17 protein-coding genes are annotated in these 22,692 nt (G+C 47.3%); 8 read left to right on the top strand and 9 right to left on the bottom strand.

Annotated features, from left to right (window positions below; translation table 11 throughout):
• The first annotated feature begins 4 nt into the window (after window positions 1-4).
• The 4 genes from KDM90_RS11840 to KDM90_RS11855 all read left to right on the top strand — a co-directional run bounded on the left by KDM90_RS11840 (window position 5) and on the right by KDM90_RS11855 (window position 7,271).
• Window positions 5-1,498, top strand: a complete 1,494-nt coding sequence (locus tag KDM90_RS11840; protein ID WP_212675808.1) for a bifunctional serine/threonine-protein kinase/universal stress protein — start codon at window positions 5-7, stop codon at window positions 1,496-1,498.
• A 29-nt stretch (window positions 1,499-1,527) separates the two neighbouring features.
• Window positions 1,528-4,917, top strand: coding sequence for a ligand-binding sensor domain-containing protein (locus KDM90_RS11845; protein ID WP_212675809.1), 3,390 nt, complete (start codon window positions 1,528-1,530; stop codon window positions 4,915-4,917).
• A gap of 207 nt (window positions 4,918-5,124) precedes the next feature.
• Complete coding sequence (locus KDM90_RS11850) at window positions 5,125-6,753, top strand: M28 family peptidase (protein ID WP_212675810.1); 1,629 nt, start codon at window positions 5,125-5,127, stop codon at window positions 6,751-6,753.
• A gap of 104 nt (window positions 6,754-6,857) precedes the next feature.
• Window positions 6,858-7,271, top strand: coding sequence for a hypothetical protein (locus KDM90_RS11855; RefSeq protein WP_212675811.1), 414 nt, complete (start codon window positions 6,858-6,860; stop codon window positions 7,269-7,271).
• 96 nt (window positions 7,272-7,367) lie between these two features.
• Here KDM90_RS11855 and creC read toward each other — a convergent pair whose 3' ends face one another.
• The 3 genes from creC to KDM90_RS11870 all read right to left on the bottom strand — a co-directional run bounded on the left by creC (window position 7,368) and on the right by KDM90_RS11870 (window position 10,845).
• Window positions 7,368-8,816 (bottom strand): two-component system sensor histidine kinase CreC, encoded by a 1,449-nt coding sequence (gene creC, locus KDM90_RS11860; RefSeq protein ID WP_212675812.1) that lies wholly within the window; start codon window positions 8,814-8,816, stop codon window positions 7,368-7,370.
• Between the two features lie 20 nt (window positions 8,817-8,836).
• Window positions 8,837-9,532 carry a two-component system response regulator CreB gene (creB, locus tag KDM90_RS11865; protein WP_212675813.1) on the bottom strand — a complete coding sequence of 232 codons (696 nt, stop codon included), beginning with the start codon at window positions 9,530-9,532 and terminating at the stop codon, window positions 8,837-8,839.
• A gap of 125 nt (window positions 9,533-9,657) precedes the next feature.
• On the bottom strand, window positions 9,658-10,845 hold the full coding sequence (locus tag KDM90_RS11870; RefSeq protein ID WP_212675814.1) for a serine hydrolase domain-containing protein: 1,188 nt from the start codon (window positions 10,843-10,845) through the stop codon (window positions 9,658-9,660).
• A gap of 68 nt (window positions 10,846-10,913) precedes the next feature.
• On the opposite strand from KDM90_RS11870, the gene KDM90_RS11875 reads away from it, so the two are divergent.
• The 3 genes from KDM90_RS11875 to KDM90_RS11885 all read left to right on the top strand — a co-directional run bounded on the left by KDM90_RS11875 (window position 10,914) and on the right by KDM90_RS11885 (window position 13,769).
• Complete coding sequence (locus KDM90_RS11875; RefSeq protein WP_212675815.1) at window positions 10,914-12,281, top strand: glycerate kinase type-2 family protein; 1,368 nt, start codon at window positions 10,914-10,916, stop codon at window positions 12,279-12,281.
• 151 nt (window positions 12,282-12,432) lie between these two features.
• A complete protein-coding gene (locus tag KDM90_RS11880) occupies window positions 12,433-13,029 on the top strand; it encodes a methyl-accepting chemotaxis protein (RefSeq protein WP_212675816.1) in 597 nt (198 codons plus the stop codon).
• Window positions 13,026-13,769 (top strand): oxygen-binding di-iron domain-containing protein, encoded by a 744-nt coding sequence (locus KDM90_RS11885; RefSeq protein WP_212675817.1) that lies wholly within the window; start codon window positions 13,026-13,028, stop codon window positions 13,767-13,769. Before KDM90_RS11880 ends, KDM90_RS11885 begins: the two co-directional genes overlap by 4 nt.
• 99 nt (window positions 13,770-13,868) lie before the next feature.
• On the opposite strand, the gene KDM90_RS11890 is transcribed toward KDM90_RS11885, so the two are convergent.
• From KDM90_RS11890 to KDM90_RS11910, 5 genes are all read right to left on the bottom strand, one after another.
• The gene (locus KDM90_RS11890; RefSeq protein ID WP_212675818.1) at window positions 13,869-14,414 is read right to left on the bottom strand and encodes a nucleotidyltransferase family protein; all 546 of its coding nucleotides are present in this window, start codon (window positions 14,412-14,414) and stop codon (window positions 13,869-13,871) included.
• A 135-nt stretch (window positions 14,415-14,549) separates the two neighbouring features.
• Window positions 14,550-15,317: a class II glutamine amidotransferase gene (locus tag KDM90_RS11895; protein ID WP_212675819.1), complete on the bottom strand. Its 768-nt coding sequence runs from the start codon at window positions 15,315-15,317 to the stop codon at window positions 14,550-14,552.
• A 171-nt stretch (window positions 15,318-15,488) separates the two neighbouring features.
• Complete coding sequence (locus KDM90_RS11900) at window positions 15,489-17,108, bottom strand: M20/M25/M40 family metallo-hydrolase (protein ID WP_212675820.1); 1,620 nt, start codon at window positions 17,106-17,108, stop codon at window positions 15,489-15,491.
• A 212-nt stretch (window positions 17,109-17,320) separates the two neighbouring features.
• Window positions 17,321-19,447, bottom strand: a complete 2,127-nt coding sequence (locus KDM90_RS11905) for a TonB-dependent receptor (protein ID WP_212675821.1) — start codon at window positions 19,445-19,447, stop codon at window positions 17,321-17,323.
• 395 nt (window positions 19,448-19,842) lie between these two features.
• Window positions 19,843-20,670 carry a D-hexose-6-phosphate mutarotase gene (locus KDM90_RS11910; protein ID WP_212675822.1) on the bottom strand — a complete coding sequence of 276 codons (828 nt, stop codon included), beginning with the start codon at window positions 20,668-20,670 and terminating at the stop codon, window positions 19,843-19,845.
• A 197-nt stretch (window positions 20,671-20,867) separates the two neighbouring features.
• On the opposite strand from KDM90_RS11910, the gene KDM90_RS11915 reads away from it, so the two are divergent.
• Window positions 20,868-22,112: a GIN domain-containing protein gene (locus KDM90_RS11915; RefSeq protein WP_212675823.1), complete on the top strand. Its 1,245-nt coding sequence runs from the start codon at window positions 20,868-20,870 to the stop codon at window positions 22,110-22,112.
• A gap of 176 nt (window positions 22,113-22,288) precedes the next feature.
• Here KDM90_RS11915 and KDM90_RS11920 read toward each other — a convergent pair.
• Window positions 22,289-22,692, bottom strand: a 404-nt coding sequence (locus tag KDM90_RS11920; protein WP_212675824.1) for a M10 family metallopeptidase C-terminal domain-containing protein, incomplete at its 5' end; no start/stop codon positions are given.

The following is a 22,692-nucleotide window of genomic DNA, read 5'->3' on the forward strand; positions in this document are numbered from 1 at the left end:
ACCCATGTCTGAATCAAAACCACAAGAACTTGCCACCGCAACGGGTCCGTCTGAGCCATCTGAGAAAACGCCGGCAAAAAAACTTAGCCGTTTACAGCCAGGAATGATTGTGGATGGATATCAGTTGGAAGAAAAACTGCATATGGGGGGGATGGCAGCGTTATGGCGGATTACTGACCTGCAAAATCGCTATGTGCAGGCAGATGGGCAGTCTCCGGCGCTGATTATGAAGGTGCCATTGATGTTCAGTATTGATGATCCGACCGCGATTGTTGCCTTCGAAGTTGAGCAGATGATTATGCCCAAACTCAAGGGGCGGCATGTACCGAAATACTATGGCGCAGGTGATTTCGACACCCAACCGTTTATCGTGATGGAGCAAATCGGCGGCGTCTCGCTCCGCACACGCTTTGATGATGCCCCTTTGCCGCTCGAAGAAGTCGTGATGGTGGGAATACGTGTTGCTACCGCATTGCAAGATTTGCACCGTCAACATGTGATTCATTTGGATTTAAAACCCTCCAATATTATGTTTCGTCCGGAAGGTGAAGCCGTCTTGATTGATTATGGATTGTCTCGGCACGATAAATTACCAGACTTATTGGGCGAAGAATTTCGCCTTCCGATGGGAACCGGACCTTATATCGCTCCTGAACAAGTATTGGGGATTAGAAACGAGCCACGTAGCGATCAGTTTTCCTTGGGTGTTTTGTTATATCACTTGGCGACTGGCGAAAGACCGTATGGCCATCCTACTTCTGTCTCTGGTCTGAAAAAACGCTTATACAGGGATCCTATTCCTCCACGTGCACATAATCCGGAGATACCAGATTGGCTGCAGGAAATCATTTTGCGCTGCCTTGAAGTTGATCCTGCCGCACGATTCGACACTGCTGCACAATTGGCGCTGATGTTGCAAAATCCATCGCAAGTACCCTTGACAGCGCGTGCAAAGAAAACGGGTCAAGATGGCTTCATGTCCGTCTTAAAGCGGCGTTTTCAAGCGGCTGGCGCCGAGCCATTCGCGCAATACAGCGTGTCAGACCAACTGTCGCAAGCGCCGATTATCATGGTCGCGTTACATTTAAGCGAGAGTAATACCGAATTGGCTGACGATATTCGGATGATCACGCGGCGGCTTTTACAGACTGAGCCAGGCGCTCGCCTTGCATGTGTCACGATCCGTAAGACGAGTCGAATAGGATTAGACGATGGGATGGTACAAGGTGGACAAAATGTGCATGTGAAGCAATTAGTGGAATTGAAACATTGGGCACGCCCGTTGCAAGTGCGCAACGATAAAATTACCTTTCATGTATTAGAAGCGCATGATCCTGCTGCTGCAATTATCGACTACGCGCATAATAACAATGTCGATCAAATCATTATCGGCTCGCGCGGTAGTTCAACCATACGCCGATACTTAGGTAGTGTTTCCGCGCAAGTGGTGGCAGAGGCTGAATGTACGGTGACGGTGGTTAAACAGCGACGCGAATAATTTCCGTCACATTCGGGGAAAATTCAGGCATGCTCCATCGCATTCGATACATCTGTTCGCATCGTTCGATGGCCTCTTTGTCTCTGCAACTGTTGTTTGGAATCACGGTGTGTTCGAGCGCACTGATAGGTGCGTCGGCAGCAGCGTATTCTCCATCACCGACATTCGAGCCTGCTCTACTTTCATCTGGTTCTCAACGTGTTGATTCCCATCATTGGAGCGCGATGGCAGATGTCGTGTTTCGCCATCTGTCGACACAACAAGGCTTACCCCAATTTAGTGCAACGGCTTTGGCCCAAGATGGAGAGGGATTTATTTGGGTGGGTACGCAAGGCGGTTTAGCGCGCTGGGACGGCTACCGGTTCCGAAATTACCTGCCTATTCCGAACGATCCTCGTAGTCTACCCGACAACTATGTTGTGTCACTTTATAGTGATCATAAAAGCCGACTTTGGGTTGGCACCAACGGTGGTGGTTTAGCCCGTTACGATTACCAAACGGATACGTTTGTGCGGATGCCACTGGGGAATAACGGTTTAAGTCACGTGACGGTCAATGCCATCGTTGGTGACGGCAAGAATGGACTTTGGTTGGCAACCCGTGGTGGGCTCAATCATTTTGATCCCGATACCGGACAGTTCCAGCATTATCGCTTTGACGCGAACGATCCAGAAAGCTTGCCTAGTGATTTTCTGCGTAATGTAGTGGTGGATAGCACGGGGATGGTGTGGGTTGCGACCAGTCAAGGTCTGGTGAAATTTGATGTCCAAACACAGCGATTTACGCAAGTGCGTCTGCCAGTTGATTCCGCTAAAGTCCAAAGGATAGTGAGTATCGGACTGAGTTCAGACGGAAAGTTATGGATAGGGACTTTTGATACTGGCGTTTTCTATTTGGATACTGGACTGGCGCCACAAGCGCAAGTCATTAAGCGATTATTGGTCCCTAAGCCAGGCAGTAAAGAACTGGTTCCGAATACCGAAAACATCTATACCTTACGAGAAACTGCCCCAAATGAGATTTGGTTAGGCACCTATGGTAAAGGTGTATTGGTGGTGAACACACAGACTTTGGAGACGAAGCGGATCATGCATGAGCCGACCCGTCCGAGTAGTCTTGCCGATAATGCTGTGTGGTCGATTCTACGCGACCGTTCTGGTCTGATCTGGGTTGGAAGTCAACGTGGGCTGAGTATTCATGATCCTTCATCGAATGCTTTTGTGAGCGTGTTTGGCGGTGAAAATCGTTCACACGGCTTGGTCGGCACGGATTTCTTTTCTCTACATGGTTTTAAAAATGGCGATCTTTGGGCTGGGTCGCAAACTCACGGAATCGGTATTCTCGAGACCGGCGCGCGAAATTTCAAGATGATAGAGCCAGACGAAGCGCGTCTACAAAATGCTTTACCGCAAGGCGCGATATTTACGATATACCCGACGCGGGATGGCCAAGTTTATATTGGGTCGGATAAAGGCTTGTATGTCAATGATGGTCGTTCAAGCAAAGTGTCGCACTTAAAATTAAGTCCACGCAATCCAGTTTTGCGGGTCGCCACGCTCTTGCAAGTAGACGATAACTTGTTAATAGGTGGGCCCGAAGGTTTGTGGCAAAAGGATTTGCAAGCCAAACAAAGCGATCAAGCAACCCAGCCTGAATGGACTAAACCGATTTCGAATAAATTTATCACCGACTTACAGTTAGCGCCGGATGGTGCAATTTGGGTCGCAAGTCTGCAAGATGGTTTGTTCCGTTACGACCCGAAGAGTGGTCAGCTACTCAATTTGAAACCCAACCCTCAGGATAAATTGAGTTTGACGCACCGCAATGTATCGAGTATTTTTTTTGATAGTCGAGGTTGGTTATGGGTTGCGACGCAAGGAGGCGGCTTGGACCTCATGCGCAGACCTGATGGGCGTGCGCCTTTTGAATTTAAACATTTTGGGAAGGCCGAAAAAATCCCGAACGAACTGGTGAATAAGGTTCTTGAAGATCAGTATGGGGATATCTGGGCCAGTACAGATGAAGGCTTTGCGCGAATTCAAGCGAAAACACTAGCGGTGGATGCCTTTGTGGAATCCGATGGCGTTGCCATTACGGGTTATTGGAGTAACTCGGGTGGCCGTCTAGTCACCGGCGAGTTGGCATTTGGTGGTGTCGGTGGTTTTACCGTGGTACGTCCAGAATTAGTCAAACCGTATTCGTATCGACCGCCCGTCGTTGTCACTAATATTCAATTAGGAGGCAAGCCACTTGCTGCTAACCATGTCGGTTTTGTCGGCGCAGGTGCACGTCCGATAGTTATTCAGCCTGATGCAAATAGCATTATTGTTGAATTCGCTGCTTTGGATTATTCCGCGCCAGAAAGGAATCGATACGCGTATCGTTTGGTTGGTTACGATAAAGACTGGGTGGAAACCGACTACAGTCGTCGCCTTGCTGCTTATACCAACTTACCACCGGGTGAATATCGTTTGCTGCTACGTGGTTCAAACCGCAATGGAAGTTGGAGTGAAGAGCACTTGAGTATGCAAATCCGTGTGCTCCCAGCTTGGTTCCAAACTTGGTGGGCTTATACCCTCTATGTATTGCTATTCGCACTGCTATTTTTTGGATTGGTGCGGTGGCGTTTGTGGCGTTTGAGTAAAGCAAATCGAACTTTGGAATTGGTTGTGCAAGAACGTACGCGCGAACTAGAGTTGTCGCGACGTATGCTGGAAGAACAAAGTTTGACGGATCATTTAACTGGGCTGCGTAACCGTCGGTATTTGAATTTGGGAATCGCAGCGGATATCGCTCAAGTTAATCGCGCCTACCAAGATTTAAGTCCACATGAAATTAATCGTGCACAGTTAAATATCGATATCGTTTTCATGATGGTCGATATCGATTATTTCAAATCGGTTAATGATGAATTTGGACATGCCGCAGGTGATCAAGTATTGATACAAACGACCGCGATTTTGCGCGAGGCCGTGCGTGATACAGATACGATCATTCGGTGGGGTGGCGAAGAATTCTTAATCGTTGCGCGGCAAGCCAATTATTTGGAAGCTGAGGTTTTAGCCGAACGTATTCGGGTGCGCATCGCGGAGCATCCGTTCTCCTTACCTGATGGCAAGCATCTGCATAGAACCTGTTCAATCGGTTTGACTACGTATCCTTTTATTCCAACTTCTGTCGATGCATTTAGTTGGGAGCAAGTCGTTGATATCGCTGATCAATGTTTATATGCAGCCAAACATGGTGGACGTAATGCTTGGGTCGCCTTATTTTTGCTGGGGAACTACTATAGTCGCGGACACATCACTAATCTGGCACAGGAAGTGGAAGATCAAATTGCACAAGGCCACATCGTCGTCAAAACTTCGTTGCCTCCTGACTCCAAGTTGGATTGGTCGCATGGGCGCGATAAGCTCTAAGTTCAATGGTTTTGAACCGTAATCTGGAACTTGATACAAAAAAATGAATCTCAAGCTCATGGCTCCTCACGGTAAAATGCGGTGCTGAGTTTGTAAAATTCCCCCGATAGACTTTATCTAAAATTCGCATGAGCTGGGTCTTGTGTTGAAATTTTCAATTTGACGAATGACCAATAATCAATAACCAATAAATATTTCAGGAGCAATATGAAAAAAACTAACGTCTTAAGTGTCTTAGCTTTCAGTTTGGCAGTAGCCTTCCCAATTCACGCAGCGGTGAAGACGCAACATGGAAAATCAGTACCAGTAGTTGAGGAAGCCCCGTTACGTGCCCACCTTGCCCTCCTCTCCTCTGATGTCTTTGAAGGACGTGGTACCGGACAACGAGGCGGTGATTTGACGGTGCAATACTTGGAAAGTCAGTCGCAGGTTCTCGGCCTTAAGCCAGGAAACGGTAATAGCTATCGTCAACTAGTGAAAATTGCAGGCGTTCGAGCCTTGCCACAACAAAGCAGTTTGCAATTGATCGCCGGTGGAGCACCGTTGTCGATCGAGTTTGGTAAGGACTGGGTTTGGGCACCAGGTGACGTCCAGTCAACGCATCAATTCGATACGGATATCGTTTTTGTTGGCTATGGAATTAGTGCACCAGAAGAAAAATGGGATGACTATAAAGGCCAAGACGTGCGTGGCAAACTTTTGGTAATGATGGTGAATGATCCCCAACCAACCGCAGAAGATGCCCTTCGTTTTGGTGGAAAAGCACTGACATACTACGGACGTTGGACATATAAATATGAAGAGGCAAAACGGCGTGGCGCCGCTGGTGTCCTTTTAATTCATACGGATGCGTCAGCCAGCTACGGTTGGGCAGTTGTAAAAAATGGTGGAACTGTTGAAAAGTTTCAATTACAAGGCGCAGCTTTAGGAACCGGTTTGCAAGGTTGGATGACCGAAGATACCGCACGTAAATTATTTGCTGGTGCTGGCCAAGATCTCGATCAATTGCGTGCTGCTGCTGAGCGTAAAGACTTTAAACCTGTCACGCTAGCTGCCAAATTGAGCGGAGAAGCGAAAGCCGAAATTCGGACGGTTGATCAATATAATGTCGCAGCCGTGGTACCTGGTACAGATCCCAAATTGAAAGAAGAAGTCGTGATCTATAGTGCGCACTGGGATCATCTTGGTAAACAGGGCACAGATAGCGACAACATTTACAATGGCGCGGTCGATAACGGTTCGGGCACGGCCGCTTTGTTAGCGATGGCAAAAGCAGCGGTACAGGCACCAGCGAAACGCAGCCAAATGTTCCTGTGGGTCGCTGCCGAAGAGCAAGGTTTGTTAGGAAGCGCGCTGTATGCAGCGCAGCCTTTGTGGAGCGCGAACAAGACCGCTGCCAATCTGAATCTCGACAGTCTGAACTTCATTGGATTAACTCGAGATATCAGCACGCCTGGCAGTGAACGTACCGAATTAGGCGAAATCGCTGCGAAAGTTGCAAAGCAAATGGGCTTGGTGATTGCACAGCCAGTACCCGATTTGAATGGCGGTTATTTCCGTAGCGATCATTTCAGTTTCGCCAAGGCTGGGATTCCAGCCTTCTCTATCGGTGGTGGAAAAGACTACATCAAAGATCCCGAAGGTGCGAAAGAAAAAGCCAAGGCCTACGGCAAACGCTACCATCAAGTCAGTGATGAATTTGATCCAACTTGGGATTTTTCCGGCATGGTACAACAAGCCCAATTCACTTTGAATTTAGGTCGAGCTGTCGCCGATGCACCAAAGATGCCGGCATGGAAAGCGGGCGACCCACTAGGTAAAGTCCGCGCACAATAGGAAAGTCTGATCAGTAAAGCATGAGGTGTTACAACCTCATGCTTTTGTTTTTTTTGAGCGACTTATTTTCAATCACGTAGTTAAATAGGCACCTGAAAACCATTATGTCGGAAGTGAATACACGACCCAGCGAACTTGTGCTCTTACAAAGAGTGCGGAATCAATTGATCGATTATCTAGAAATTGCTGCATCTTTCCAAGCGCAGCAAGATTTTCAAACACAAGCACCAGAGACTGATGTTGCGACCGAAGTATTGGAACAATGGGCAGATTGGGTGAGTCCTGATTGGCGAGAAGAATTAAGAACTCCGACGTTTTCAGAACAAGAAAGAACGGCCATTGGGCAGTATCAATTGATTTGGGAACAGACTCATAATAATCTGGTCCGCCCTTTACCTGCATTGGTTTATATACACCTAGCGCCTGCTTGGCAAGAATTGCGTGTCGCCGCAGAGCGCTGTTTGGCCGTGTTCATGGTGCGTGGGAAGTTATCCGATATGGAAGAAGCGACAACGTAGAGTGTTGCGACTTGCGACAGCGGTGAAATTTGAATCAGCAACGCATGAAAATGGTTCGAATTCTTTGAGATGACTGATTGAAATGAACCCAATACACTATTTTAGGTTCTCCAAGCTTAAGCATAGCCTTACTCTCACGCCTCGTTGGGGTAAATTCTCTAAATGCACTTCACCCCCATGCAGGCTAATCACTTCCCGTACAAATGGCAATCCTAACCCCGTACTCTTAGCAGCATCCGCTCTTGGAAGAGAGTAAAACCGATCAAAGATTTTGTCGATCGCGTAGGCAGGAATGCCGCTGCCTTGGTCATCGATATTTAAGATGAGATAATTTTGCTCGACTTGCTGATGCAAGTGCAAGTGCCCGCCGTGTGGGCTAAATGCGATGGCGTTATCAATGAGATTGCCTAGGGCTTGGCGCAATAAAAGTGGATCGCCCAGCAGAGTTTGAGTCCGTACTTCAAATTGAATACCTAGATTTTTGCTGGCGATCGCATCGCTAAAATCAAGTAAAACCTGATCCAGTAAATCAACGATATCAATCCGGACAACTTGGCTGAGTTGTTGCTGCTTTTCGACTTTGATCAAAGCTAAGAGTTTCTCAATTAATTGTTTTTGGCGCTGATTTTGTTCAATGATATTGTTGAGAAACTTGGCGCGCTCAGTCGAGGGTAAATTTTCGCGAAGCAACTCAGCTGATCCTTGAATCGCCGCAATCGGACTTTTTAATTCATGCGCTAAAGTATGCATGAGGGTTTCTACATATTCTTTCCCTTCGAGTTTGTGCCGCATACTGTCTAAAGCTCGTCCTAAGTCAGCAATTTCATTGTTGCCGAGATCAGGTAGACTGACTTTCTCGTCGTTCTCGACCGCATGCGCGTACGTCTTGAGTTTTTGCAGAGCGCGATTCAACCACCATGAAAATCCTATTCCGATGATGAGAGAGGCAAATAGCAACCAAAAGCTACGCTGTAGGATTTTTTGCTGACTCCGTTCGATAAACGGGCGGATGGTCGAAGTCGCTTTCGCTACGGTTAGTACGCCGATGATTTTACGGGTTTGGCCATCTTGGTTGTTGTCGATAATCGGTGCCGCAACGTGCATCACCGTGCTGTCTTCGTCATTCGGATCAATCCGCGTACTACGTGCGCCGTACTTGCCTTGCAGCGTTAAGTAGACGTCGTTCCAACGTGAAAAATTTTTGCCGAGATCTTTTTGTTCTGTATCAAAAATCACGATACCTTTGGCATCGGTGATATACACGCGATAATCGAGACTGGCTTTGCGTACCCCACTAATTTTCACATCGACGCTACGCTGCGCGTAATTTTGCATGCGTTGTAAAATAGCGGCATGCTGAAGGTCTCCGTGCTTGACGTCTTCCGCCACTAATTGCGCTAGCAACTGTGCCGTGTCGACTAGTGCATCTTCTAAACTTGCGCGTACCCCTGGCTTGACTTCGGCGACGAAAACATTCAGCACAAACCAAGCTGCTAATCCCAAAATTAGGAAATAACTTAGCAATATCCGTAGGCCGATTTTCATATGGCGTCGATTCTCAGCGGCTAATTGACAGCGATGCTGTAGCCCATGCCTCGATGGGTTTCGATCGGTTCGTCCTGATCATTAATGAGTTTTAGTTTTGCTCGTAACGATTTGATGTGGGTATCGACCGTGCGATCCATGGTGTTGCTGGCATTTGTCCAGACGATGTCCATTAATTGTGCCCGCGAAAAAAGTAGGCCCGGGCGCTCTATCAGAGTCTTAAGCAATAAATATTCGTAACGGGTGAGTTGTAGAATCTGGCCAAAATATAGTATTCGTCCTTCTTCCGCCCGCAATTCGAAGCGCTCAGGAACTTCCTCTGTTTTTGATTGGAGATGGGCGGGTAAAAGTTGACGACGTAATACCGCACGTACCCGTGCCACCACCTCGCGCGGTGAAAAAGGTTTGCTAACGTAGTCGTCTGCACCAATTTCTAAACCGACGATGCGATCGATTTCATCGTTGCGAGCCGTTAAAAAAATAATCGGGATATCCGAAAAGCTGCGTAGTTGTCGGCATACTTCAAATCCATTTAAATCGGGCAAGCCAACATCGAGCACGATCAAGGCGATTTCGTGCGGGCTCGATTGCACAAGATCGATTGCTGCTTGTCCTAGGCTCAGGTGACGTGGGTGAAAGCCATCCGTTGCTAGGGCATAACTTAAATTGTCAGCAATCGCGATCTCATCTTCAACGATCAAAATAGTTTGTGGCATAAGCGGATCAGCATGTTTCGAACGAAGAGTGGCATCTTAGCAGATTCAACCGCAACGGCAGGTCAAAAAAACGCTTGGTAGATCTGCGCTGGTTTTATCGCGACGGTCGGATTGTCGCGATACGTTTAAGTCATGGCTGCATAGGCTAATTTTTTGAATTCAAATGAGTAAGGATGCCAGAACGCCATTTGGCGCTGCGTCATTAAGAGCCCTGCTATATTGTGGCGAGGTGAAATCCACCAGTGGGTGCCCGCGATACCGCCCCACTCAAATTCGCCATGCGCGTTTGCTGGGTCATTCTCACCCGGTTCTAAAGTAACTGCTCCTCCTAAACCAAATCCTTTGCCAGGTACTTCACCCACACCCGGAAAGGCGATTCCCCAGCCTTGTGGTAAATGATTCTGCATCATTAAATACAGAGATTCTTCACTTAAGATTCGAGGGCCATTAGGTAAAAAGCTCCGCATCAGTGCCAGCATATCGTGCATACTCGATACCAATCCACCGCCACCTGAAAAGCGCGGAATAGGCTTTAAGAAGGCCTCGGGATAAGGTGACTTTTCTAGGCGCTTGAGATCACGGTTTAGAACATTCATTGGATCAGTGCCTGCGTAGTAGGCACTTAAGCGCGCATGTTTATGGGGCGGCACCCAAAAACTCGTATCGTTCATGCCTAATGGCGACAAAATATGGGCGTGTAGATAAACATCAAAATTATCGCCGCTGATGATTTCTACTAAATGCGCCAGGACATCGGTTGCGATTGAATATTCCCAGCGTTCGCCCGGATGGAAACTGAGCGGCAATTCTTCTAAAACCTGCAGTAATTCTGACAAAGGCGTAAAGGCATTCAACACTCTACGTTCGACATAGGCTTTATAGATCGTGCTGCCATGATCCAGTAGTCCGTAGCTAAGTCCCGATGTATGCGTCAGCAATTGACGCACAGTGATTGAGGAACGCGCTGGCTCTGTTTGCGAAATGTCGGTGGCACCAGGCAGCAAAACTTGACGTTGTCCTAACTGTGGCAGGTATCGTTCAACTGGATCGTCTAGACTGAGATGATGTTGCTCGATCAATTGCATAATTGCGATGGAGGTCAGTAGCTTGGTATTTGAGAAAACCCGAAACAGATGATCATGGCGTAGTGGAATCTGGTTCTCGATATCAGCCCAACCGGCAGTATGAAAATAGACCAAATCTTGCCCATGGAGAATTGCAGATGACACCCCTGCAAGAATTTTTCGATCGACGTAGGATTGCATGGCGGGTGCAATGGTCTTGAAATTAAATGCGCTGGGCGTAACAATCATGCGTAAGATCCAGAATAAATCGGGTATTTTAGCTGTTTGACCTCATCTTCCCAAGCAAAGTAATGGGCATGCCAACATGGAATCGACACAGTGCGGACGTCTTTCTGCGTGAGCTATGGGCACAGGCGCTCGCTGCCGTCAGCGCCGAACGCTGTTTGCCCCCCTACCTGCCCGCTGTCCCTACGCAGAAAGACGGACGTCTCTTGGTCATCGGCGCTGGCAAAGCAGCCGCTGCGATGGCGCGATCCTTGGAGAAGCACTATCAAGCTACTGTAGGTTCAGAGTTGAGCACAACATTCAGCTCACAACGAGTGAATCAACAATTGCGCCTATCGGGGATGGTGATTGTGCCTTACGGCCATCGCGTCGAGTGTGCTTGGATACAGGTACGTGAAGCCTCGCATCCGATTCCCGATGCAGCCGGAAGTGAGGCTGCGCGTGAAATGTTGGAACTTGTACGGGGCTTATCTGCGCATGACAGCGTTATTTGCCTCCTGTCTGGCGGCGGTTCCGCATTGATGAGTTTGCCCGCAGAGGGCTTGACCCTCGAGCAAAAACAAGCAATCAATCGAGCGCTGTTACGTAGCGGTGCCCGCATACATGAGATCAATTGCGTACGCAAACACCTTTCGGCAATCAAGGGGGGCCGGCTTGCCTTGGCTTGTGAACCAGCACGGGTTTGGAGCTTTATTATTTCAGATGTGGCCGGAGATGATGCCAGCATCATTGCGAGTGGTCCGACTTTACCGGACGCTAGCACCACTGTGGAAGCTTTGGCGATTTTGCGGCATTGTCAAATTGATATACCAAACAAGGTCTTAGAATACCTGCAAAGTCCAGCGGCTGAGACGCCCAAGGCAAACCTTCCTTCGTTACATAATCCGCACTATCAGATTGTCGCAAATGCGCGGGACGCCTTAGAAGGCGCAGCAACTTGGGCGCGCCAACAAGGTGTTAGAGTTGAAATTCTCTCAGATTGCTTAGAAGGCGAAGCCAGCGACCTAGGTTATCAACATGCAAGCTATGCTCGTTCATTGGCGAACCAAGGTGATTCTTGTGGCTCTGTTGATCGACAGGGACCTATCCTATTACTCTCAGGTGGTGAAACGACGGTGACATTGAGTGGTGGCGATCAGAGTGAGGGACGCGGCGGGAGAAATACCGAGTACTTATTGAGTTTGTGTCTGCATTTGAAAGGTGATCCGCGTATTTATGCTCTAGCAGCAGATACAGATGGGCGCGATGGTAGTGAAGCAAACGCGGGTGCTTTATGTTTTCCTGATAGTTTGCTGGTGGCAGCGTCGGCTGGCGTCAATGCTGAGACAAGTTTGGCACGACATGATGCCTTTACGTTTTTTGAGACAACGGGAGATCTCTTGTTCAGCGGACCAAGTCTGACTAACGTAAATGATTTTCGCGCGATATTGATCGTATAACGAAGCCAAGACGGATCAGAGTTCGATGCTTGGTTGCAACACTGTGCGAAGGCAAAATACTAAGTTGATTTAGAACAAGGTAAATTATGCCGAATCCACGTACAAAGTCATACTTTGCAAAGCATTCCATTGCAGATTGGGAGTTGGGTCTATGAATGTTATTGAACAAGAATCCGATTTAAGTTTGTCGGTTTCCATTAATCAAGGCCTGAAACAGGTCGTTGATATTTCGCATCAGATTAATTTGGTCGCCATGAATGCAATTTTGGTTGCGAAACGTGCAGGCGCACAGTCGGCAGGCTTTCGCGTGGTGGCAATGGAATTGCGCGTATTTAGTCAAAAGATGGAAGAAATCATGAGTACGCTCAGTCGTATGATATTTCAGTTGGTGAGGCGAATTGCCGCCTTACGTAAATTGGAAAAAAATTTGCGTTCCATTAATCGGACCGTTACTAAAAATGTGAATGGCATCCATCATATTGGCGATGCATTTGAATCGAAGCAGCAAGCATATCAAGACTTAAAAAATGCAACGGATCAAGAGTGGCAAGCATTAGAAAAAGAGATCCGTCGGTCGCTTAATTTGTGCAGCTCAGGTGCAATGTTGTCGCACAATGCGCGAATCGAAGCAGCTTACGGTGGTTCCATGCTGGCGGATATGCAGCAAGTTGCTGGCCGTATTGAAGAGATCATGAATCAAGCAATAGACCACCTGAAACATTTGACAAAATCGACTAGGACAGCATGAAAAAATATCAAACTATTTTCGAGCAAGGTGATCATCAATGGGCTGTCATTACACGTGACCCAGAAAAGCCAGACTATTTAATTGATACCAATGAGTATTTGGTGATACAAGGTGATAAAGCGATCCTCACAGATCCAGGTGGAATGGAGATATTTCCTGAGGTTTTTTCCGCTATCAATACGGAGTTTGATGCACGTAATATTTTAGCGCTATTCTCATCTCATCAAGATCCTGATGTCATTTCCTCTTTGGCCTTGTGGTTGGATTTCAATCCGAAGTTGCAATGTTATTTGAGTTGGCTGTGGAGTTCATTTATTCCGCATTTTGGTGGAAATGCTGATACCTTTATTCCCTTGCCAGATGATGGATTGGATATCGCTTTAGGTCGTTTGCGTTTGCGAGCTGTTCCTGCGCACTATTTGCATTCATCTGGAAATTTCAATTTGTTTGATCCTGTTGCTAAAGTATTTTTCTCTGGCGATATCGGTGCTGCGTTGTTGCCTCTTGGCGAGGATGACCTTTTTGTTAAAGACTTTGATCGCCATATTCGTCATGCAGAGGGTTTTCATCGCCGTTGGATGGGGTCGAATGAAGCCAAATTAGATTGGTGTCGCCGCGTTGCCGACATGCAAATTGATATGTTGTGCCCGCAACATGGTGCGATTTATCAAGGCCCCGACGTCATGCGTTTTATCAATTGGTTTTCTGAATTGCAAGTTGGATCGGGGATACGACGTTGAATTTGGCGTACATTCTGTTTGATTGAGCCCCTTCTTTTGCTATCTTGGGAAATCATATGCAAGAGTGCTCTTCAATCAATCAGGTGCGCTCGGCACGCTTCATTCGAAGCGTTGCAACCAAGGCCAACGTTGTTGATACGATGATGCTTTTTTCTCGTAGAGTTCGCGATAGGGCGTAAGCGGATTCATACTCAGTACACCTTGGTACAACTTCTCAAATCCATGCGGTGCATAGACCGAATCGGGATTGATTCCGACACACGTGGCAGGAATTAAGAAACGATCGATGCCTTCGCAAGCGCTGTTCAGCTGTGGATAGGTCTGTCCGAAATAAGATTCGTACCATAGATGGACTCGTGCTTGATTGCATAATTCCAAACGGATCGGTAAGTCAGCAAAAATCGCCTCTGCGCGCTGCTGCAGGGAGGTTTCTTTTTCTGCAGACAGATCGTTTGGATCAAAATAAAAAATATCGTAATCTTTGATCCCAAAATCCGCCGCTTGGTGTGACAGACGATTCCACACCGTTTGAAAAAGACATCCAGCAACCAGCCACGCATCCGGCAAATCGAGTGTTTTCCAGCGTGCCAAAATGTTGGCATTGTGGTGGTTGCTGAGAACGTCAGCGATGAATTGTTCACGCATGGTTGAAGTCTGGACAAAAGAGGCAACTGCTTGGTAAGAAAGCCATAGTACGATAACGTGAGGATCGATGAGAGAACAGACGTAGGACTTAGGTGTGCCCGCACTGTCGGTTTACTTTCGGCGCAATCTTGACTCTTAAACCAATGCACGTCCATCAACAAAGACTTTCATTTCACCTGATTGTATTGCAGTCCAATGTTCGTTACTTGTTAGTGGCTCGGTGACGATTACGGCGACGCGATCTTTTGGCGTAGTCACTTGGGCGAAATCGACGGACACATCTTCATCGGATAATGCGGCGGTATTAAATGGATGTTGACGTTCAATGTAATGCAGTTTAGTAGAACAATGCGCAAAGAGTACGCCACCGTTAGAAAGCATCATATTGAATGTACCGTGTTTGGCAATTTGATTGCAGAGACCAGCCAAAAATGTACGCAACTCTTCCAGTGTTGGCATGTGCATTCCAAATCGCGTGCGGAGGCATTGCATGATATAGCAAAATGCACGCTCGCTATCGGTGCTGCCGATTGGTAAAAAACTGCCATCGAGTTGTGGTTCAAAGTCTTTCAAATCGCCATTATGCGCAAACACCCATTGGCAACCCCAAGCTTCCCGAATAAATGGATGGCAATTTTCTAGAGCAATCACACCTTGTGTGGCTTTGCGAATATGTGCGATGACATTCGTCGATTTGATGGGATAACGTTTAATCAGCTCAGCAATGGGTGAATCGATGGCAGCTTGATGATCCACAAAATGACGTACGCCTTTACCTTCAAAAAAAGCAATTCCCCAACCATCTTTGTGTTCATCCGTGCGCCCGCCACGAGTTGCAAAACCTGTAAAGCTAAACACGATATCGGTGGGCGTATTGCAATTCATTCCTAAAAGTTGGCACATGGTGAGCGGTCGTGAACTGTTATTAATCTAAACAATAACCTTAACATCGATAGCTCCACGGACGAAATACACGCTGGCGATTTGCTTATATGTTTTTGACGGAGAAATGTAAAAAAGCCAGCAGACCCAAAAGTGTGCTGGCTTCTTGTCGTCGATCGCGAGGAATCGATCTTAGCGGCTTGCGGCTGCAGGACGAGCTGGTTCTGGTGGCAAGGGTTTGCGTGGCATTAATTCATCACGATTTGCGGTGTGTGCGACGAAATTGGCCATGATCATCGCCGCTTGCATCATGTCAGCTTTTTGGAGTTTGTCATACACGTCCATATTGCTGTGATGGGTGCGGGTGAAGTAGTCCATCGGTTCTTGGATGAATTGGAAGCCAGGAACACCGACCGCATCAAACGAAACGTGGTCCGTGCTGCCAGTTTTACGCAAAGTGGAAGTTTTTGCACCCAAGTCGTGGAATGGCGCTAACCAAGCATCAAAGATGACTTTGGCTGCAGCATTATTTTCCGCATAGATGCCACGAATCTTGCCGCCACCATTGTCAAGGTTATAGTAAGCGGAGATTTTGCCGTGCATCGGTTTGAAACTCAATGGACCAGTCGGACGACGCATAAAGCTTGGCAAATCCTTTTCTTTTGGATCGTTTACTTCTGGCCGTGATGCAACGTTCTTGTTGATAAAATCGCGTGAACCCAATAAGCCTTGTTCCTCGCCACCCCATAGTGCAATACGGATGGTGCGACGTGGTTTAAAGTTGATCGCTTTCAGTAAGCGAACGGCTTCCATTGCTACGGCAACGCCCGCTGCATTATCGGTTGCGCCTGTGCCGGCATGCCATGAATCTAAGTGACCACCGAGCATGACGATTTCATCTTTTTTATCTGTTCCTGGTATTTCTGCAAAGACGTTGATGGAATTGGCTGGATCTTCATCACCAAAATTTACCGCAACTTCGACTTCAGCTTCGACGTCTTTTTTCTTTTCGAGCAAACGGAAAATGCGATTGTATTGCTCGGTTGACATGACCAAGGCGGCTGGGCCAGTCGGTTCATCTTTTTTGTACGAGCCACCACCTTGTACGAAAATAGTACCGTCATCACCGCGTGAGACGTTAATTGTGGCAATCACGCCTTCTTCTGTAAGGTAAGGATTGATTTTTTTTGCGAATGCGAGACGTTTAGCAATCTCTGCCATGTCCATTGGTGGACGGCCAGTTGCACCACCTAAATCCAAACTTTCCATCTCTTGCAATTCTTGTTCGGTATAACGCTTCGCATCACCCGTGGTATGGAGCTTGGTTGGGGTCATCGCATCGCGTAACAGGATTACGCCTTTTAATTTGCCTTTCCATTTCGCCAAATCGTCTTCGGTTTCTAGTTTGGCATACATCACTTTGCCGCGCTTTAGGCCGTCTGTACCGGGTGTCCAAGCTTTAGGGATTGCATCCAACACTAAATTGGAAGGTGCGACCATGCGCATGGACGATTTTTCTAAAACCCAGCTACGACCAAATGGAGCAATACTGACTACTTGCGCATTTTGTAGCCCCCATTCCGTGAGTTGGGACTTGGTCCAGTCACCTGCTTTGCGTAAGCCTGGTGAGCCAGTTAAACGTGGGCCGATTTCGTCGGTCAGTACACTGAGGGTTTCCATAATTTTGGAACGGTTGGTGCCCTCGTCTCGAATTTTATTGACCAGATTTAAATCGACTTTTTCATCGGCTGCAATAGCAGGTAGGGTGGCGCTCACAAATAGTGAACACACCAGAACACTTATCAAACGCATCTTTTTATTCCTTTTAGGGTTGAAGTACCGGAAGTTCGGGCAATACGTACAAATAAACGATTGCCATCGAAGCCAATTGGATAAGCATGTAGTGAAATTGGTTCCCATTCATAAAAAGAAAATGTGGATCAGGGATGTTGCATCGCAAAACAAAAAAGCCCCAAGCATTTGCTTAGGGCTTTTGTTGAAAGTGGAAAATGTGCGGTTTTTTCTCAGTATTTGAAATGTATACCGAGCTTAAATGCCCGTGGAGAACCCGGCGTAATATTATTATTGCTATTCGCTGAGGCGTAATATTTCTTGTCACCTAAGTTTTCAATATTCATTTGCACTTGTACCGTTTTGTCCCACTTGTAAAAAAGTGCTGCATCGATGCGGGTGAATCCAGGCAATTCGACAGTATTGTCAGTTGATGGATAGATCGCACCACGATAAACCAATCCGGCTGCAACACCCCACTGACGACTAAAGTCATACCGATTCCAGACGGAGGCGCTATGAGTTGGTACTTGCGCCAATGTCGCTCCTGCTAAGGCGGTTGCGGATAAGGTTCGTTTGATTTTAGCGTCTTGATAGGCGTAGCCGCCCATGATGTTCCAGTTGGCCGCGAGTTTGCCATTGATCGCTAATTCGACACCCTTGGTCCGCTGACCATCGATCAAAATCGATTTGGTGGAATCGCTTGGGTCGGTAATTGCCACATTGCTGCGATCTAATTGGTAGATTGCTGCGCTCAGGCTTAAGTCAGGGTTTACGTCCCATTTTGCCCCTAATTCTAGGTTCTTAAATTCTTCAGGGTCAAACGTCTTGTTGCTGGCGGTGAGGGAAGAAAGTTGATCGCCAGCACGTGGCGCGAACGCAAGGCTGTAACTTGCGTAGAGAGATATTTCTGTGGCTGGCTTGTAAATCAAACCTGCGCGCGGAGAAACAGGCGTGTCGGTGACATTGATTTTTTCACCCGTTCTATTATTCGTGAAATCGACACCAAAACTGTCCCGACGCAATCCGATGATGGCTTGCCATTCAGGGGAAAATTCCATTTGGTCTTGCGCATAGATGCCAACGGTCGTGGCGACACCATGATTATTCGCATCAGTCGCCGATTGGCGGAACACCACATTATTTGTATAAGGATTGCTTAGCGGAACACTGATACTGTTGGCGTTGGTGCTGACACTGGGGAAATAGCCCGTGTTGCGCAAATTGTCGGTGGTTTGCTGGCCGAGTTCTAAACCTGCTAAGAGTTTATGTTTGATCGTGCCGCTTTGAATTTCAAAGCTTAAATCAGTTTGATTGAACAGATTTTTGCGTTGCGTTGCATTGTTGTAGGCGCTCAACGAGACGCTAGTTGCACTGCTATTCACTGCACCCGAAAAAATATTTTGATAGAACTTATCGTAATCGGCGTAGCGCGTGCGGTTACGTAGACTAAAACCATTCCCTAGATCGTGATCAATCAGTGCCGTGAACGCATCAACCCTTGAAGACGTTGGGCTTAAAGCAGCATTGCCGAAGAAAACTTGGCTATCGATATTTAATGGCTTACCTTGATAGGAAGGAATGCCACGATCTGCCGTCCGTTCGTCTTTGAAATGCTCGTATCCTAAGACGACGCTGGTATTTTGACCTGCTCGGATTGCGAAAGTTGGATTGATCCCGTGTCGTTTGATGCTAACGCCTTCGCGATAACTGTCGGAATTTTCTACCATGCCTGTAACGCGAAACGCCAGATTCTGATCCAATGCTTGACCCACATCTGCAGTTGCTCGCCGATTATTCCAAGAGCCAAGAGTGAGCGTCGCCTCACGCACAGGTGACCATTGTGCTTGTTTGGTCACGCGATTAATAATGCCGCCTGAGCCGCCACGGCCGAAAATCATCGCATTCGACCCCTTTAGTGCCTCGACACTCTCGATATTATAAAAATCGCGATAGTACTGCACGTCATCGCGTATGCCGTCAACAAAAAAGTCACCTGTCGAACTATTTCCTCGGAATACGGCTGTATCGCGGTTGCCTTCGCCCTGTGCAGTGACCACGCCCGGCACGTAGCGAATGGCATCGGCCATACTTTGCATCGCTTGATCTTTGATCAACTCTTTTGTCACCACGGTGATGGCTTGTGGCGTATCACGAAGTAGGGTGTCGGTCTTGGTCGCCGTACTGCTTATCTTGCTGACGTATTTTTGCTCGCCTGCTCCAACAATTTGTACCTCTGGTAATTTGGTTTCTTGTGGTGAGGTGGTGTTTTGTTGAGCCAACACTGGCAGGCTTAGGATGGACAGTATGGCGGCTGGCAGCGTCGCTAAAATATATGGGCTAGGACGGTTGGATGACATGAATATTCTCACTTTACAACGCAGATAATTTAAAGGTAGGTAGGTAGGGACGGGTTGTCGACTCAATGCTAAATTGTCCCTCTCATTCCTCATATTATAAATGCGAATTATTATCATTTGCAATTAAAAATCGGTTCAAGCCTCGCCCAAGGATTCATGAAGTTGATAAAAATCAAACACTTGAGCGCTTTATCGGGTGACATCCAATGCAGCGCAACAGCCATTTACTCAAGAGCAGTGCGAGTCGCTGTAACGTGACAAGTCGGAATGGGATGGTGCCCAACCCGACTTCGCGACTGCTTTTACACGAAAAGAGCGTCTAAAACGACAAGAGGGCCTTGTCATGATGAACAATGACGCAAATCTGAGGAATGAAAAAAGAGTGTATAGATTGACTACCCAAGCGTTGGCACCACGGTGAGACATTGACTACCGACCCAGCTTTGCCCAGGCGCTAGATGGATGGGTTTCAGTATTTGGGCTGCTTCCACACAGACCATGTAACGATAGCCGTCTGTCTCCAAATCCTTAAGTTCAGCCCCTTTGCGTGCACCAGGATTCCATACAACGGCATCCTCAAACCCTGTTTGTCGCACGATGACAGTCTGGTGTGGTTGCAGTATTTTGAGATCTGAGCTGATATCGGCGTAGATTCTGTCGGTCTCACCTTGGAATTCAAGGATGGCCTCTTCTTGATACCGATTACGATCGTCGGTCACCGTATCGTGATAGTGTAGACCGCCAAGGCCAGCTATGCGGGTATCTTCGAGCGCGCCGATGCGGAAATAGGTATGCAAAGCCGCTTGAAAATGCAATTCCATTTCGCCTAAATTACTGACAGAAAAGTCCATTTGCAAACTATCCTTTTCCACAGTAATCGTGAATTCAGCACGAAACGCATGAGGCCAAATAGACCGACTGCTGACATCGTCTTGTAATGTAAAAATTGCCTGTGCGGCTCCTTCCGACAGTTGTTCAGCGCGGACTAATTGCCAATACGCAGTGCGCGCAAAACCGTGTTTTGGTAGTGGGCCTAAGTTTGAAAACTGTGGGAAGACAATAGGCACACCTCCACGGATTGCCGCCCCTTCCCGAAACTCAGATGCATCGCTCAAGAATAACTGTTCCACGCCTCCGCTGGGGATCCAAGAGCAGAGATGTGCGCCGTGCTGGGTGATCTCAGCTCGTGCGCCATCGCGAGATTCGAGTAAAACTTTGTTCATAAAAGGCGGACTTTCTACTTTAGGAGAGGAGGTTGATTTGAAGAGAGTGCATTTTATCGCCTCTCCACCCAAATTTTGACCATTGAGGCAGTGATTTTTGCATTCTGTCGTTTACCTAGAGTTTATGAATGCCTCTTCACGTAAACTAACAACATCGACAATTCAATTCGATTTTCAATCTTTGAGGGGACGAAATCATGAAAAAACTAGCCATAAGCACTGCGATCGCATCGACACTCGTAATGGCCTTGAGTGCATGTGAAATTAGCATCAATGATGATGGAATTAAAGGCAGTGGGAATATCATTACCGAAACACGAGAGGCGAAAGGAATTGAGGCGATTATCAATCATTCTCCTTTTGACATTGACTTGGTCGTTGATGGAAAGAATAGTGTGGTGGTCGAAGGTGATGATAATTTTGTAAAAGAAGTCGAAACGGTTATGGAAGGGAATACTTTGGTCGTTCGCACCAAGCGTCAGGGTAATTTTCACTTCTCGTGGAAACATACGCCCACAACGGTTAAGGTCAGTGTCGCCTCGTTACATAAATTACTCAACACGGGCAGTGGCGATGTACGTTTGCGTCAATTGAAAGACGAGAAATTGGAAATGACTAACGAAGGTTCTGGTGATATTAGTGCGTCAGGCAGCAGCACTGAATTGATTTTTCATGCGAATGGCAGTGGTGACGTAAGTATGCGTCAATTCACGACGAAAAAAGCAGTGATAGAGATGAATGGTTCAGGTGACACCGAATTTGGTGAGGTGCTACAAAGCTTGCAAGCAAAATTGACAGGCAGTGGCGATTTACATGTCGCGAAATTAAAAAGCGAGCAAACTACCTTGGCAATTGACGGCTCGGGTGGAATTAGTCTTCGTGGCGTGACTAAAAATCTAGAAGTTGAAATGTCGGGCTCGGGCGATCTCTCTGTCGATGAAGTGCAAGCAGAGAAAACCACAATTAGTGTGTCCGGACCGGGGGAAGTGAGTTTGTCGGGTGAAACCAAGGCCTTAAAATTAAGGGTCAGCGGCTCGGGTAGTGTGGATGCCTCAAGATTGAAAGTGGGTGACGCGGAAATTCGCAATTCTGGACCAGCAGATTTGCAATTCAAGCTCATTAGCGGCAATGTTTCGATCGATACATCGGGTTCGGGTGATATTGAAGCGGATCTCGCAATGGCGAAGATCATCGACATTAATTCCGATGGGCCAGGTAGCATTACACTTCATGGAAACGGAAAGAAGTTAAATGCGAACTTAAATGGCTCTGGTGATTTACATGCGAATGATCTAGTTCTTGAACTGGCATCGGTCAAAGTTAATGGACCAGGCGAAGCGACCGTGAATGTGAAAGCTGCGGGAGGTAATTCAAGCGAGGAAAGTACGATCAAGAATGGCTCACGTGTGATTACAATCGATCGCAATGGGGTCGTGAAATAACGTTCGACTCCATGGCGATCTATTCTATCCTGACAGAATCAAGGCATTTTTAGCGATCCACATATTTCAAAAAATGGATCGCGCTAACGACAGAAAAGATTGTTCGTATAGCCACGCGTGTTGTGGGTAGCCGGCACAGCTACCCACAAACACAAAGAGCCAAAATCTGCCGCATGCTAGAAAACAACCATGAAATCCGAAGCGGTGAGTGTCGGTTGTCCAGTCAAGATGGCAAACAGGATCGGAGAAGCTGCGCCGGAACCATCAGAGTCATAGAAAAGCTTACCGTTAGTGGTGTTGTAGAGAATGTAGTCGTTCGCGTCGCGCGCAGCGGGATTGGTGTTTGCGACAAAATTGTCTGACGAGATTTGAGGGCCTACAGGAAGATGAGAAAATACAAAACGCGACAAGGCAATAGAATCAACGCCATGTTTAAACCACGATATCGTATCAACGTTGGTATTTGCGTCAAGGACTGAACCGAAAACCACGATATCCACACCTGAACCGCAACTGATCGTATCGTTTCCAGCTCCACCTATAATTGTATTGTTACCGGAACCGGCCACGATATTGTCAT

It is taken from the genome of Affinundibacterium fentianense, assembly GCF_018139545.1.
GTDB classification, from domain to species: domain Bacteria; phylum Pseudomonadota; class Gammaproteobacteria; order Burkholderiales; family Burkholderiaceae_D; genus Undibacterium; species Undibacterium fentianense.